The 12,469-nt window shown below is 73.7% G+C and carries 14 protein-coding genes; 7 read left to right on the plus strand and 7 right to left on the minus strand.

From position 1 onward, the window contains the following. The 5 genes from ACFUEL_RS23290 to ACFUEL_RS23310 all read right to left on the minus strand — a co-directional run. On the minus strand, positions 1-695 hold a 695-nt coding region (locus tag ACFUEL_RS23290), incomplete at its 3' end, for an aldehyde dehydrogenase family protein (protein WP_380238623.1). Then, positions 688-2,184, minus strand: coding sequence for an aldehyde dehydrogenase family protein (locus ACFUEL_RS23295; RefSeq protein ID WP_380238625.1), 1,497 nt, complete (start codon positions 2,182-2,184; stop codon positions 688-690). The genes ACFUEL_RS23295 and ACFUEL_RS23290, both read right to left, overlap by 8 nt. A 5-nt stretch (positions 2,185-2,189) precedes the next feature. Then, positions 2,190-3,176, minus strand: a complete 987-nt coding sequence (gene deoC, locus ACFUEL_RS23300; protein ID WP_380238627.1) for a deoxyribose-phosphate aldolase — start codon at positions 3,174-3,176, stop codon at positions 2,190-2,192. Positions 3,177-3,269: 93 nt separating this feature from the next. Further along, on the minus strand, positions 3,270-3,980 hold the full coding sequence (locus ACFUEL_RS23305; RefSeq protein WP_380238629.1) for a hypothetical protein: 711 nt from the start codon (positions 3,978-3,980) through the stop codon (positions 3,270-3,272). Further along, positions 3,977-4,495, minus strand: coding sequence for a sigma-70 family RNA polymerase sigma factor (locus tag ACFUEL_RS23310; protein WP_380238631.1), 519 nt, complete (start codon positions 4,493-4,495; stop codon positions 3,977-3,979). Before ACFUEL_RS23310 ends, ACFUEL_RS23305 begins: the two co-directional genes overlap by 4 nt. A gap of 137 nt (positions 4,496-4,632) precedes the next feature. Here ACFUEL_RS23310 and ACFUEL_RS23315 point away from each other — a divergent pair, with 137 nt between their 5' ends. Continuing rightward, positions 4,633-5,223 carry a TetR family transcriptional regulator gene (locus tag ACFUEL_RS23315; RefSeq protein WP_380238633.1) on the plus strand — a complete coding sequence of 197 codons (591 nt, stop codon included), beginning with the start codon at positions 4,633-4,635 and terminating at the stop codon, positions 5,221-5,223. Between the two features lie 77 nt (positions 5,224-5,300). On the opposite strand, the gene metG is transcribed toward ACFUEL_RS23315, so the two are convergent. Beyond that, on the minus strand, positions 5,301-7,007 hold the full coding sequence (gene metG, locus ACFUEL_RS23320) for a methionine--tRNA ligase (RefSeq protein ID WP_380238635.1): 1,707 nt from the start codon (positions 7,005-7,007) through the stop codon (positions 5,301-5,303). Positions 7,008-7,477: 470 nt separating this feature from the next. Between metG and ACFUEL_RS23325 the strand changes: the two genes are divergently transcribed. From ACFUEL_RS23325 to ACFUEL_RS23335, 3 genes are all read left to right on the plus strand, one after another. Beyond that, the gene (locus ACFUEL_RS23325; RefSeq protein WP_380238637.1) at positions 7,478-8,227 is read left to right on the plus strand and encodes an ABC transporter ATP-binding protein; all 750 of its coding nucleotides are present in this window, start codon (positions 7,478-7,480) and stop codon (positions 8,225-8,227) included. Further along, positions 8,224-8,967 (plus strand): ABC transporter permease, encoded by a 744-nt coding sequence (locus ACFUEL_RS23330; protein ID WP_380238639.1) that lies wholly within the window; start codon positions 8,224-8,226, stop codon positions 8,965-8,967. The genes ACFUEL_RS23325 and ACFUEL_RS23330 overlap by 4 nt, the downstream gene beginning before the upstream one ends. A gap of 88 nt (positions 8,968-9,055) precedes the next feature. Then, entirely contained in the window at positions 9,056-9,733 is a 678-nt protein-coding gene (locus ACFUEL_RS23335) for a PH domain-containing protein (protein WP_380238641.1), read from the plus strand. Between the two features lie 206 nt (positions 9,734-9,939). Here ACFUEL_RS23335 and ACFUEL_RS23340 read toward each other — a convergent pair whose 3' ends face one another. Further along, positions 9,940-10,929, minus strand: a complete 990-nt coding sequence (locus ACFUEL_RS23340) for a zinc-binding alcohol dehydrogenase family protein (protein ID WP_380238643.1) — start codon at positions 10,927-10,929, stop codon at positions 9,940-9,942. A gap of 102 nt (positions 10,930-11,031) precedes the next feature. Here ACFUEL_RS23340 and ACFUEL_RS23345 point away from each other — a divergent pair, with 102 nt between their 5' ends. The 3 genes from ACFUEL_RS23345 to ACFUEL_RS23355 all read left to right on the plus strand — a co-directional run bounded on the left by ACFUEL_RS23345 (position 11,032) and on the right by ACFUEL_RS23355 (position 12,467). Beyond that, positions 11,032-11,364 (plus strand): ArsR/SmtB family transcription factor, encoded by a 333-nt coding sequence (locus ACFUEL_RS23345; RefSeq protein WP_380238645.1) that lies wholly within the window; start codon positions 11,032-11,034, stop codon positions 11,362-11,364. 11 nt (positions 11,365-11,375) lie between these two features. Beyond that, positions 11,376-12,038, plus strand: a complete 663-nt coding sequence (locus ACFUEL_RS23350; RefSeq protein ID WP_380238647.1) for a DUF3710 domain-containing protein — start codon at positions 11,376-11,378, stop codon at positions 12,036-12,038. Between the two features lie 234 nt (positions 12,039-12,272). Beyond that, positions 12,273-12,467 carry a hypothetical protein gene (locus tag ACFUEL_RS23355; protein WP_380238649.1) on the plus strand — a complete coding sequence of 65 codons (195 nt, stop codon included), beginning with the start codon at positions 12,273-12,275 and terminating at the stop codon, positions 12,465-12,467. Positions 12,468-12,469: the final 2 nt, after the last annotated feature.

Raw genomic sequence — 12,469 nt, forward strand, 5'->3', positions numbered from 1 at the left:
TCCTGGTGCGAGGCCAGCGTCGGGGCGATGTCGGCGGTGCGGCCGGACAGCAGGTTGACCACGCCGCCCGGCACGTCCGAGGTGGCCAGCACCTCGCCCAGCGACAGCGCGGGCAGCAGGGCCCGCTCGGCGGCCGCGACCACCACGGTGTTGCCGGTGGCGATCGCCGGGGCGACCACCGACACCAGGCCCAGCAGCGAGAAGCCGTGCCCGGCCTGCGGCGCCAGCACGCCGACCACGCCGGTCGGCTCCGGGGTGGACAGGTTGAAGAACGGCCCCGCCACCGGGTTGGCGCCGCCCGCGACCTGCGCGACCTTGTCGGTCCAGCCCGCGTACCAGACCCAGCGGTCGACCGCCGCGTCCACCAGCGCCGCCGCCTTCTTCGCGCCCACGCCCTCGGCCGCGGCGACCTCGGCCGCGAACTGCTCCCGGCGGCCCTCCAGCATCTCGGCGACCCGGTACAGCACCTGGCCGCGGTTGTACGCGGTGGTGCCCGACCAGCCCTTGACCGCGGCGCGGGCCGCCAGCACGGCGTCCCGGGCGTCCTTGCGGGTGCCCAGCGGGGCGTTCGCCAGCCACTGGTCCTTCGTGTCGGTCACCTCGTACACCCGCCCGCTCTCCGAGCGCGGGAACTTCCCGCCGACGTACAGCTTGTAGGTCTTGAAGACACCGGTGCGTGCCGTGTTCTCAGACATCGAGGGCCTCGACATTCAGGTAGGGCTCCAGACCGTGGCGGCCGCCCTCGCGGCCGTAACCGGACTCCTTGTACCCGCCGAACGGCGAGGTCGGGTCGAACTTGTTGAAGGTGTTCGCCCACACCACGCCCGCCCGGAGCCGGTTCGCCATCCACAGGATGCGCGAGCCCTTCTCCGTCCAGATGCCCGCGGACAGGCCGTACGGGGTGTTGTTGGCCTTCTCCACCGCCTCGGCCGGGGTGCGGAAGGTCAGCACGGACAGCACCGGGCCGAAGATCTCCTCGCGGGCGATCCGGTGCGCCTGCGAGACGCCGGTGAACAGCGTCGGGCGGAACCAGTAGCCCGCGCCCGGGAGTTCGCACTCCGGGGCCCAGCGCTCGGCACCCTCCTGCTCGCCCGCCTCCGCCAGCTCGGTGATCCGGGCCAGCTGGGCGGCCGAGTTGATCGCGCCGACGTCGGTGTTCTTGTCCAGCGGATCGCCGACCCGCAGGGTGCCCATCCGGCGCTTGAGCGCGTCCAGCAGCTCGTCCTGCACCGACTCCTGCACCAGCAGGCGGCTGCCCGCGCAGCACACGTGGCCCTGGTTGAAGAAGATGCCGTTGACGATGCCCTCGACCGCCTGGTCCAGCGGCGCGTCGTCGAACACGATGTTCGCGGCCTTGCCGCCCAGCTCCAGCGAGAGCTTGGTGCGGGTGCCGGCCAGCTGCCGGGCGATCGCCCGGCCGACCGGGGTCGAGCCGGTGAAGGCGACCTTGTTGACGTCCGGGTGCGAGGTCAGCGCGGCGCCGGTGCGGCCGTCGCCGGTGACGATGTTCACCACGCCCTTCGGCAGGCCCGCCTGGCGGCAGATCTCGGCGAAGCGCAGGGCGGTCAGCGGCGTCGTCTCGGCGGGCTTCAGCACCACCGTGTTGCCGGTGGCCAGCGCCGGGGCGATCTTCCAGGCCAGCATCAGCAGCGGGAAGTTCCACGGGATGACCTGCGCGGCCACGCCCAGCGGGCGCGGGTTCGGCCCGTAGCCGGCGAAGTCGAGCTTGTCGGCCCAGCCCGCGTAGTAGAAGAAGTGCGCGGCGACCAGCGGCAGGTCGACGTCACGGGTCTCCCGGATCGGCTTGCCGTTGTCGATCGACTCCAGCACGGCCAGCTCGCGGCTGCGCTCCTGGACGATCCGGGCGATCCGGAACAGGTACTTGGCGCGCTCGCTGCCCGGCAGCGCCGACCAGTCGGCGAACGCCTTCCGGGCGGCCTTCACCGCGCGGTCCACGTCCTCCTCGGTGCCCTGGGCGAACTCGGCGAGCACCTGCTCGGTCGCCGGGTTGACGGTCTTCAGCGCCTCCGAGCCGGAGGAGTCGACGAACTCGCCGCCGATGAAGTGGCCGTAGCTCGTGGCGATCTCCCCCGCGGCGGCGGGGGACTCGGGCGCCGGGGCGTACGCGAACAGGCCGGAGCGCTTCACGGGCGGCTCGGTCTCGGTCTTCTTGGTCTTGGCCATCGTCGTCAGTCCACCGTCACGTAGTCGGGACCGGAGTACCGTCCGGTGCTCAGCTTCTGGCGCTGCATCAGCAGGTCGTTCAGCAGGCTGGAGGCGCCGAACCGGAACCAGTGCGGGCTGAGCCAGTCGTCGCCCAGCGTCTCGTTCACCATCACCAGGTACTTCATCGCGTCCTTGGTGGTGCGGATGCCGCCGGCCGGCTTCACGCCGATCTGCGTGCCGGTCGCCGCGCGGAAGTCCCGCACCGCCTCCAGCATCAGCAGCGTCACCGGCGGGGTCGCGTTCACGGCGACCTTGCCGGTGGAGGTCTTGATGAAGTCCGCGCCGGCGATCATCGCCAGCCAGGACGCCCGGCGGACGTTGTCGTACGTCTGCAGCTCGCCGGTCTCGAAGATCACCTTGAGGTGGGCCGCGCTGCCGTCGGGACGCTCGCAGGCCGCCTTGACGGCCTTGATCGTCTCGAACACCTCCAGGTAGCGGCCGGCCAGGAAGGCGCCCCGGTCGATCACCATGTCGATCTCGTCCGCGCCCGCGGCGACCGCCTCCGCGGTGTCGGCCAGCTTGACCGGCAGGCCGGCCCGGCCGGACGGGAAGGCGGTGGCCACCGAGGCGACCTGGACGCCGCTGCCGCGCAGCGCCTCCTTCGCGGTGGCGACCATGTCCGGGTACACGCAGATCGCCGCGACCTGCGGGGTGGAGCGGTCCGACGGGTCCGGGTTCAGGCCCTTCGCGCACAGCGAGCGGACCTTGCCGACCGTGTCCGCGCCCTCCAGCGTGGTCAGGTCGATCATCGAGATGGCGAGGTCGATGGCGAACGCCTTCGCGGTGGTCTTGATCGACCGGGTGCCGAGGGTCGCGGCCCGCGACTCCAGACCGACCTGATCGACCCCGGGCAGGCCGTGCAGGAAACGGCGCAAGGTGGCCTCGGACGCCGCGACGTCCGAGAGGCCGCCGCCCGCGGCGCCGGGGGCGTTGGCTGCAAGAGTGGACATAGTCACCAGAGCAGCATATCTACGCGCGTAGGAAGCCGGTAGTGCGGGGCGGTTTCGATGCCTGACCGAAATGCGCCCCGCCCCGCCGGGCGGCTACCCCGGGAGGGGCGCGCGGGCCACCAGCCACGGCTGCGGCGGACCGGACGGCGGCGGGGCGCCCAGCTCCACCGGCGGATTCACCAGCACCACCACCTCGTACCGGCCCGGCTCCGACCACACCCGCGGCCACGTCACCGACGGGCAGAGCCCGTCGCGCGGGCCCAGCGGCACGGCCAGCGGCGCCCCCGGGGACAGCCGGTAGGTGTAGCCGACCGCGTCCGTGCCCTGCTCGTAGCGGTCGCCGGGGCGCTTCAGCAGCGGGCCGCCGCCCACCACCACGCCGTCGCGCAGGTACAGCACCTCCAGGTACTCCGGCGGCGCACCGGTCGCCTGGAACGCCCGGTCCGCGCCGAGCCCGACCGTGATCTCCGGGCCGCTGCCGTCGCCCGCCCCGCGGACCGAGAGGATCGAGAGGGTGATCCCGTTCGCGGCCGTCGCCGGGCCCCCGGACGGCAGCCGCCGGCCGCAGGCGTACGGGCCGTCCGGCGAGCCGGCGGCGTCGGCCTCCCCGCCGCCGGGGCCGGACCAGCGCACCGCGCCCAGCACCGCCGCGGCCGCCAGCACCAGCGCCGCACCGCCGGTCAGCGCCCGCCGGGCCAGCCGGCCGCGGCGGACCCGGCGCACCAGCAGCGCGGTGTCCAGCTCCGGCGGGCCGGCCGACTCGGCGGCGCCGGACAGCCGTGCGCGGATCTCCTCGGGGTTCACGTGCCACCGCCTTCCTCGGGCGCCCGTCGGTCCGTCCCCAGCGCCGCGCCCAGGCGCGCCAGCCCGTCGCTGAGGTGCCGCTTCACGGTGCCCTCGCGGCAGCCCAGCCGGGCCGCCACCCCCGCCACCGGCAGGTCCTCGTAGTAGCGCAGCACCACGCAGGCCCGCTGGGCGGGCGAGAGCGCGTCCAGCGCGTCCAGCAGCTGCAGCCGGTCGGCGACCGGCCCGCTGTGGTCGGCGCCGGCCTCCGGCCCGGCCGCCCGGGGGGCCAGCAGGGCGTAGCGCCGCCGCCGCCGGTGCTGGTCGAGGAAGCGGTTGAGCATCGTCCGGCGGACGTACCCCTCCAGCCGCCCGAGGTCCCAGGAGCGGTGCGGCCGGACGAAGACCCGCACCAGGGCCTCCTGCACCAGGTCCGCGGCCTCCGCCCGGTCACCGGTCAGCAGGAAGCCGTACCGGTTCAGCTCGGCGCCGCGCACCGCCACCAGTTCGGCGAGCAGTCCCGCCCAGTCCGCCACCGCGTCCCCCTCCGTCGTCCTCCCACCCGGTACCACGAACGGCGGCCGGTTTTCGTTGGGGGGCGGTTTCCGCCGGGGTGCCGGCGGGACCCGGGGCGGGGCCCCGCCGGGGGCGGCCCGGCGGCGACAATGGGGGGATGAGCGGCGGAACGAAGGCCCGGGGGCGGCGGCCCGGGGGCGGGGACACCCGGGGGACGGTGCTGGCGGCGGCCCGCGCGGAGTTCGCGGCGCACGGCTACCAGAAGGCCAGCATGCGGGCGATCGCCCGCGGCGCGGGGGTGGACGCGGCGCTGCTGCACCACTACTTCGGCAGCAAGGACCGGCTGTTCGCGGCGGCGCTGGAGTTCCCGGTCGACCCGCGCGCACTGGTGGAGGACGTGTTCGCGGGCGACCCGGCGACGACCGGCGAGCGGCTCGCCGCCTTCGTGCTGGGCCTGTGGGAGCAGCCGGAGGTCCGCGACCGGCTGCTCGCGCTGGTGCGGACGGCCGCCGCCAGCGAGGAGGTCGCGGCACTGATGCGCGGCTTCATGGTGACCGAGCTGGTCGCCCGGGTGGCCGGGCAACTGGACGCCGACCAGCCCGAGTTGCGGGTCGAACTGGTGATGTCGCAGATCGTCGGGCTGGCGATGGCCCGCTACGTGATCGCGGTCGAGCCGCTCGCCTCGGCACCCCCGGAGGTGCTGGCCCCGATGCTGGGGCGCACCCTCCAGGGGTACCTGACGGGCTGAGCGGCAGCCGGTGCTGCTGGGCCCCGGTGCTACTGGCCGCCGGTGCTGCTGGGCCCCGGTGCTGCCGGCTTTTGGTGCTACTGGCCGCCGCCGAAGCGCTCGGTCCAGGCGGCCAGGTCCTCGTCGGTGATCTTGGCGAACAGCACCGGCGGGACGGTGAAGCCGGTGCCGGCCGGGACGAGCGCGAGGGCGCGGGCCTCCTCGGCCGACACCCAGCTGCGGGTGTCGCCGTCGAGGGCGAAGGACCCCCGGATCGCCCTGGCCGCGGCCGGGATGAACGGCTCGGAGACCACCGCGTACAGGTGGATCAGGTTGATCGCGGTGCGCAGGGTGCGCGCGGCCGCCTCCGGGTCGGTCTTGATCTGCGTCCACGGCGCGGTGACGTCGAGGTAGGAGTTGCCCGCCGACCACAGCGCGCGCAGCGCCTGCGCGGCCTTGCGGAAGTTCAGCCCGTCCAGCTGCGCCTCGTACTCGGCGAGCAGTTCGGCGATCTGGGTGCCGAGCTGCTGCTCCGCCTCGCCGTTCGGCGCGCCCGCCGGGACCTCGTCGCCGAAGCGCTTGCGGCTGAAGGACAGCACCCGGTTGACGAAGTTGCCCAGGGTGTCGGCGAGGTCCTTGTTGACGGTGGCCGCGAACAGGTCCCAGGTGAAGCTGGAGTCGTCGGACTCCGGGGCGTTCGCCATCAGGTAGTAGCGCCAGTAGTCGGCGGGCAGCAGCTCCAGCGCGACGTCGGTGAAGATGCCGAGCTTCTGGCTGGTGGAGAACTTCCCGCCGTAGTACGTCAGCCAGTTGAACGCCTTGACGTAGTCGACCTTCTTCCACGGCTTGCGCGAGCCCAGGATCGTGGCCGGGAACATCACCGTGTGGAACGGGACGTTGTCCTTCGCCATGAACTCGGTGTACCGGACGGTGTCGTCCGCCTCGTACCACCAGGAGCGCCAGTCGCCGCCGGTGGCGTCCGCCCACTCCTTGGTCGCGCCGATGTACTCGATCGGGGCGTCGAACCAGACGTAGAACACCTTGCCCTCGGCGGCCAGCTCCGGCCAGGTGTCGGCCGGCACCGGGACGCCCCACTCCAGGTCGCGGGTGATCGCGCGGTCCTGCAGGCCCTCGGTCAACCACTTGCGGGCGATCGAGGAGGCCAGCACCGGCCAGCCGTCGCCGTTGGCGGCGATCCAGGACTCCACCTCGTCGGTCAGCTTCGACTGGAGCAGGAACAGGTGCTTGGTCTCCCGCACCTCCAGCTCCGAACTGCCGCTGATCGCCGAGCGCGGCTCCAGCAGGTCGGTCGGGTCCAGGACGCGGGTGCAGTTCTCGCACTGGTCGCCGCGCGCCTTGTCGTAGCCGCAGTGCGGGCAGGTGCCGACGATGTAGCGGTCCGGCAGGAAGCGGCCGTCCGCGATCGAGTAGACCTGGCGGATCGCCCGCTCCTCGATGAAGCCGTTGGCGTGCAGCTCGCGGGCGATCTCCTGGGTGATCTCGCGGTTCTGCGGCGAGGACGAGCGGCCGAAGTAGTCGAAGGACAGCTCGAAGCCCTCGTAGATCGCCTTCTGCTGGTCGTGCGCCCGGGCGCAGAACTCCGCCACCGGCAGCCCCGCCTCCTGGGCGGCCAGCTCGGCGGGCGTGCCGTGCTCGTCGGTCGCGCAGATGTACAGCACCTCGTGGCCGCGCTGGCGCAGGTACCGGGAGTAGACGTCCGCCGGGAGCATCGACCCGACCATGTTGCCCAGGTGCTTGATCCCGTTGATGTAGGGAAGCGCGCTGGTGATCAACTGCCGAGTCATCCTGGGGACTCCCATGCTCTCCGGCGGGCACGCCGAGAGGCGGCCGCGGGTGGGTTCAGAGGGGCCGGTGCGGGGCGGTTCGGCTGCCGTCCGGCCGACGGCAATCGTACCGAACCGGGGTGTTCGGGCCGCACCGCTTATCGGCGCGGGGCGCCGCCACCAGGTGCTCGGCAAGAACGGCGGGAGGCGAAACCAGGGGCTCGGGGAACGGCGAGCCCGGGTCTGCTGACGGTGCACTGCCGTGGCGCGCATCGGCTTCCGGTTCCGTTTCAGGCACGCAGCAGCACGGACCTTCGATGGGCTCCGGCCGTCAGCAGCACGGACCCGCCGTTCCCCGGGCCCCTGTCGGGGCCCATGCGCAGCACGGACCCGCCGTTCCCCGGGCCCCTGAAGGGGCCACTGCGCAGCACGGATCCGTCGTTCTTGTCCTGTCGCTTGACGGGGGGTGGTGGGCGGCGGAAACTCATCACATGATGAATTCTTCGGCGGGGCCGTCCGACGGCCCCGCGATCAGGGTCGAGGGGCTGGTGGTGCGGCGCGGTGGCGCCACCGTGCTGCCCGGGATCGACCTCGTCGTGGAGCGGGGCAGCGTCACCGGGCTGCTCGGGCCCAGCGGGTGCGGCAAGACCACCCTGCTGCGCAGTGTCGTCGGGGTGCAGCGGGTCGCGGCCGGTCGCGTCACCGTGCTGGGGCGCCCGGCCGGGGCCGCCGGGCTGCGCGACCGGGTCGGCTACGTCACCCAGGCGCCCTCGGTGTACGGGGACCTGACGGTCGGCGAGAACCTCGACTACTTCGCCGCCGTGCTCGGCGCCCCGCCCGGCGACCCCGACCGGGTGATCGCCGAGGTCGGCCTGGACGCCCACCGGCGCACCCCCGCCGCCCGGCTCTCCGGCGGCCAGCGCGCCCGGGTCTCGCTCGCCGCCGCCCTGCTCGGCCACCCCGAACTGCTCGTCCTGGACGAGCCCACCGTCGGCCTCGACCCCGTGCTGCGGCAGGAGCTCTGGCAGCTGTTCCGGGAGCTCGCCGCCGCCGGCGCCACCCTGCTGGTCTCCAGCCACGTCATGGACGAGGCCACCCGCTGCGACCGGCTGGTCCTGATGCGCGAGGGCCGGCTGCTCGCCCACGACACCCCCGCCGCGCTGCTCGCCGCCACCGGCGCGCCCGACGTGGAGAGCGCCTTCCTCACCCTCGTCCGCACCGAACCGGAGGCCGCCCGGTGAACGCCGCCGCCCGCCGCACCCTCGCCACCGCCGCCCGCGTGCTGGCCCAGCTGCGGCACGACCCGCGCACCGTGGCGATGCTGCTGTTCGTGCCCTGCCTGCTGCTGGTGCTGCTGCGCTACATGTACGACGCGCAGCCCGCCACCTTCGACCGGATCGGCCCGGAGCTGCTCGGCGTCTTCCCGCTGCTGGTGATGTTCCTGGTCACCTCGGTCGCGATGCTCCGCGAACGCACCGGCGGCACCCTGGAGCGCCTGCTCACCATGCCGCTCGGCAAGGCCGACCTGCTGCTCGGCTACGCGCTCGCCTTCGGCGCCGTCGCCCTGCTCCAGGCCGTGCTGGCCTCCGCGCTCACCATCGGCGTGCTCGGCCTGGACGTCGCCGGGCCGGCCTGGGCGCTGTTCGCCGTCGCGGTCGCCGACGGGCTGCTCGGCATGGCGCTGGGCCTGCTGGTCTCCGCGTTCGCCGCCACCGAGTTCCAGGCCGTCCAGTTCCTCCCCGCCGTCCTGCTGCCCCAACTCCTGCTCTGCGGGCTGTTCGTGCCGCGCGACGACATGGCACCGGTGCTGCGGCTGATCTCCGACGTGCTGCCGCTCTCGTACGCCGTCGACGCGATGGGCCGGATCACCCGGGAGAGCGGGATCGGCGGAAGCGTCCTCGTCGACCTCGCCGTGGTGGCCGGCAGCGCCCTGCTCGCCCTCGGCCTCGGCGCCGCGACGCTGCGGCGGCGCACCGACTGACGGCGGCCCGCCGGCGACGGAGTTCGTGACCGTCCCGTGCCCGGGTCGCCATTGGGGACGACCCGGGCCCTGGGGCAGAATCGACGGCATGACCGAATCCGACCGGACACCCCACCAGGGTTCCGCCGCCGACGAGCCCGTGTACGCCGACCGCGTCTACCGCTCCGTCCCCAGTGTCATCGCGGGCGCCATGATGCTCGCCGTCGCCGCCTGGCTGATCGTCGACGCCGTGGTGACCGGCACCGGAGCCACCCCGTGGGTCGCGCTCGCCGCCGCGCCGGTCTTCGCCTTCCCGGTGATCGCCTACACCCTGCGGCCGGTGGTGCGCGCCAACGACCGGCGGCTGATCGTCCGCAACCCGCTGCGGACGATCGTCGCGCCGTGGTCCACCGTCGAGGGCCTCAAGGCCGGGTACTCGGTCGAACTCTTCGCCGCCGGGCGCAAGTTCCAGGTCTGGGCGATCCCGGTCTCGATCCGCCAGCGCAAGAAGGCCACCCGCCGGGCGACCCGCGCCGCCGCCGAGGGCGACCCCGCGCTGCGCGGCCCCGCCCGCCCCGGCAGGGCCCCGCGCACCCCGCGACCGGACGAGCTCGACCCCACCCGCGCCTGGTCCGACGCGGTCGTCAACGCGCTCCAGGAACAGGCCGAACGCAACGCGCACAAGCCCTCGGCGGGCGGCGAGCTCACCACCACCTGGTGCTGGTGGGTCATCGCCCCGACCCTGGCGGGGCTGGTCGCGCTGGTGACGGTCATCGCGGCGACCTGAGCCCTGCGCATTCAGGGGCTCGGGGAACGGCGAGCACGGGTCTGCTGATGGTTCACTGCCGTGCCGCGCATCGGCTTCCGGTTCTGTTCAAGACACGCAGCAGCACGAACCTCCGATGGGCTCCGGCCGTCAGCAGCACGGCCCCGCCGTTCCCCGGGCCCCTGATTTCGCCTCCCGCCGTTCGTGCCGGGCCCCCGGTGGTGGTTCTAGAGGGTGACGACGTACTTGCCCTCGCCGTGGCCGGTGGCGAGGAGGTCGTGGGCGGCGGGGACGGCGGTGAGGTCGGGGAGGACGGTCACCGGGGTGTCGAGGGTGCCGGTGGCGAGCAGGTCGAGGGCGCGGCGGATCGCGTCGGCGACCTTCGCGGGGGCGTGGGTGAGCAGTCCGTTGTGACTGAAGCCGGTGAGGGTGGCGTTGGCGGCGAGCAGCCGGGGGAAGCTCGGGAGGGGGTCGGGGGCGCTGCCGCCCGCGTTGCCGAAGAGGACGACGCGGCCGCCGGGGGCGAGCAGGTCGAGGTCGAGGTCGATGGCGGCGGTGCCGAGCGGGTCGAGGACGAGGTCGATGCCGCGTCCGTCGTTGTCCGCGCGCAGGCGGGCGGCGAGTTCGGCGGGGTCGGTGTCGCGGGCGTGCACCGCGTGGTAGCCGTTGCGCAGGGCGGTGGCGGTCTTCTCGGGGCGTCCGACGGTGCCGAGCAGGCGGCCGCCGCCGAGGTGGGGGAGCAGGCGGGCGACGGCGGTGCCGACGCCGCCGCTGGCCGAGTGGACGAGGACGCTCTCGCCGGGGGCGAAGCGTCCGGCGTCGGTGAGCAGCAGGAGCGTGGTGGCGAGGCCGAGCGGGGCGGTGGCGGCGACGTGCAGCGGGACGCCGGCGGGGACGGGGACGGTGAGGGCCGCGTCGGCGACGGCGACCTCGGCGAGGCCGCCGGCCCGGGTGGCGGCGACCACGGGGGTGCCGACGGCGAGGTGGGTGACGCCCTCGCCGAGGGCGCGGACGGTACCGGCGACCTCCTTGCCGGGGTGGCGCGGCCAGTCGGTGCCGTAGCCGTTGTCGCCGCGGCGGGCCATCACGTCGACGAAGTTGAGCCCGGCGTGGGTGACGTCGATGGCGACCTGGCCGGGGCCGGGCTCGGGGGCTTCGACGTCGAGGACGTGGCTGTGCTCGGAGCCGCCGGCCTCGGTCATGACGAGTGCACGCATGGTTTCCCCCTGGGGCGTCTGCATCTACGATGTTCTACGAACGTCGAAATTGATACCACGCAACTTCGAGATCTGTCGAACATCCCTGGAAGGAAGCGCCCCGTGCCCCGTCCCGGTCGCCGCCGCGAGGCGCCGCAGTACCCCGACACCGCCGACATCGACCTGCTGGACGTGCTGCACGCGCTGGCCGACCCGACCCGGATGACCATCGTGCAGACCCTCAGCGCGGAACCCGAACGCGCCTGCGGCACCTTCCCGGTGGACGTCGCGCCGTCCACCCTCAGCCACCACTTCAAGGTGCTGCGCGAGGCGGGCGTGATCCGCCACCGCGAGGAGGCCAACCGCCGGCTGACCACGCTGCGCGCGGCCGACCTGGAGGAGCGCTTCCCGGGCCTGCTGGGTACGGTGGTCGCCGCGTACCGGAACGGCGGCTGAGGGAGGCCGAGTTGGGGAACGACGGGGCATCGGGCGGACGCCGGGGGATCGACACCGGGCCGTGGGACGTGCGGGAGGGCGGTCGGCCGCGGACGGAGCTCGTCGACCTCGGCGGGCTGCTGGTCCCGCTGCTGCCCGGCGAGGAGGTCCAGGTCGGCGTTCCCCGGAACTCCGACCAGGTGGTGTCGGTCACGGTGGTCCGGAACTCCCGGGCCCTGCAACTCCAGGCGTGGCACGCCCAGCGGAGCGGCGCCTGGACGGAGGGCCGGCAGGGGTTCGCGGCGAACGTCCTCGCCATGGGCGGGGAGGCCCGCGAGTGCGCCGGGCCGTACGGAACGGAGCTGCGCTGCGAAGTGCTCGGGGAGCACCTCACCACCGGCCGCCATGTTTGGACGTCCTTCTCGGTGTTCGGCTGCGACGGTCCGGGCTGGACGCTGCGGGCGGTGGCCAGCGGGGTGGGTGCCGACCGGGGCCCGGCGGACTGGGCCTACGCCTTCTTCGCCGGAACGGTGGTGGCGCCGTCCGCCGTGCCGACCGTCGTGCCCGCCTCCCCCGCCGGGTTCGGGGCCTTCCAGCCGGGCCTGCACCTCAAGCCCGTTCTGCTCCGGATGCCCGACGGGCACGTACCCGCCACCACCACCGGCCCGCTCCCCCTCGACGACCGGTGGTGGTGACGGAGCGTCGGGCCGGGCCCGAGCCCGCGACCGGGACGATCACCGGCTGCGGCACCGTGGCCGACCTGCACACGTACCATGTCCTCGCCCGGCCGACGCCGGAGGGCAAGCGGTACCGGAGCAGCCTGGTCGAAGTGCGTGCAGGCGACGGGCGAGGGGTCGAATTCGTGGGGTTCCTTGATGCGGGAGCTTGAGTACAGGCCTGAATGGCACAACGGAAATGCCATCGAGGTCGTGAACTTCTCGCCGATCGATTCGAGCGAGGTGGTCGTCGAATTCCGCTCCAGGGACGACCGCGGGGCCGTGGTGGAGATCCTGGAGGTGTTTCGGCACGAAGGATCGGAGGAGTTGTTCATCCGGCTGGTCGAGGAGTCGGTGAGTACTCGCCTGGTCCTCTGGGCCATCGACGAGGCGGCCCGTCGGCTCTGAGG

Origin of the sequence: Kitasatospora sp. NPDC057198, from assembly GCF_042670125.1 — a bacterium.
Classification (GTDB): Bacteria; Actinomycetota; Actinomycetes; order Streptomycetales; family Streptomycetaceae; genus Kitasatospora.

Bases quoted from the DNA above. Each gene is read 5' to 3' on its own strand.
- ACFUEL_RS23335 (WP_380238641.1), top strand. From the start codon at position 9,056: ATGACCGAATCCGACCGGACACCCCACCAGGGTTCCGCCGCCGACGAG.
- ACFUEL_RS23325 (WP_380238637.1), top strand. From the start codon at position 7,478: ATGATGAATTCTTCGGCGGGGCCGTCCGACGGCCCCGCGATCAGGGTC.
- ACFUEL_RS23295 (WP_380238625.1), bottom strand. From the start codon at position 2,184: ATGGCCAAGACCAAGAAGACCGAGACCGAGCCGCCCGTGAAGCGCTCC.
- deoC (WP_380238627.1), bottom strand. From the start codon at position 3,176: ATGTCCACTCTTGCAGCCAACGCCCCCGGCGCCGCGGGCGGCGGCCTC.
- ACFUEL_RS23340 (WP_380238643.1), bottom strand. From the start codon at position 10,929: ATGCGTGCACTCGTCATGACCGAGGCCGGCGGCTCCGAGCACAGCCAC.
- metG (WP_380238635.1), bottom strand. From the start codon at position 7,007: ATGACTCGGCAGTTGATCACCAGCGCGCTTCCCTACATCAACGGGATC.
- ACFUEL_RS23315 (WP_380238633.1), top strand. From the start codon at position 4,633: ATGAGCGGCGGAACGAAGGCCCGGGGGCGGCGGCCCGGGGGCGGGGAC.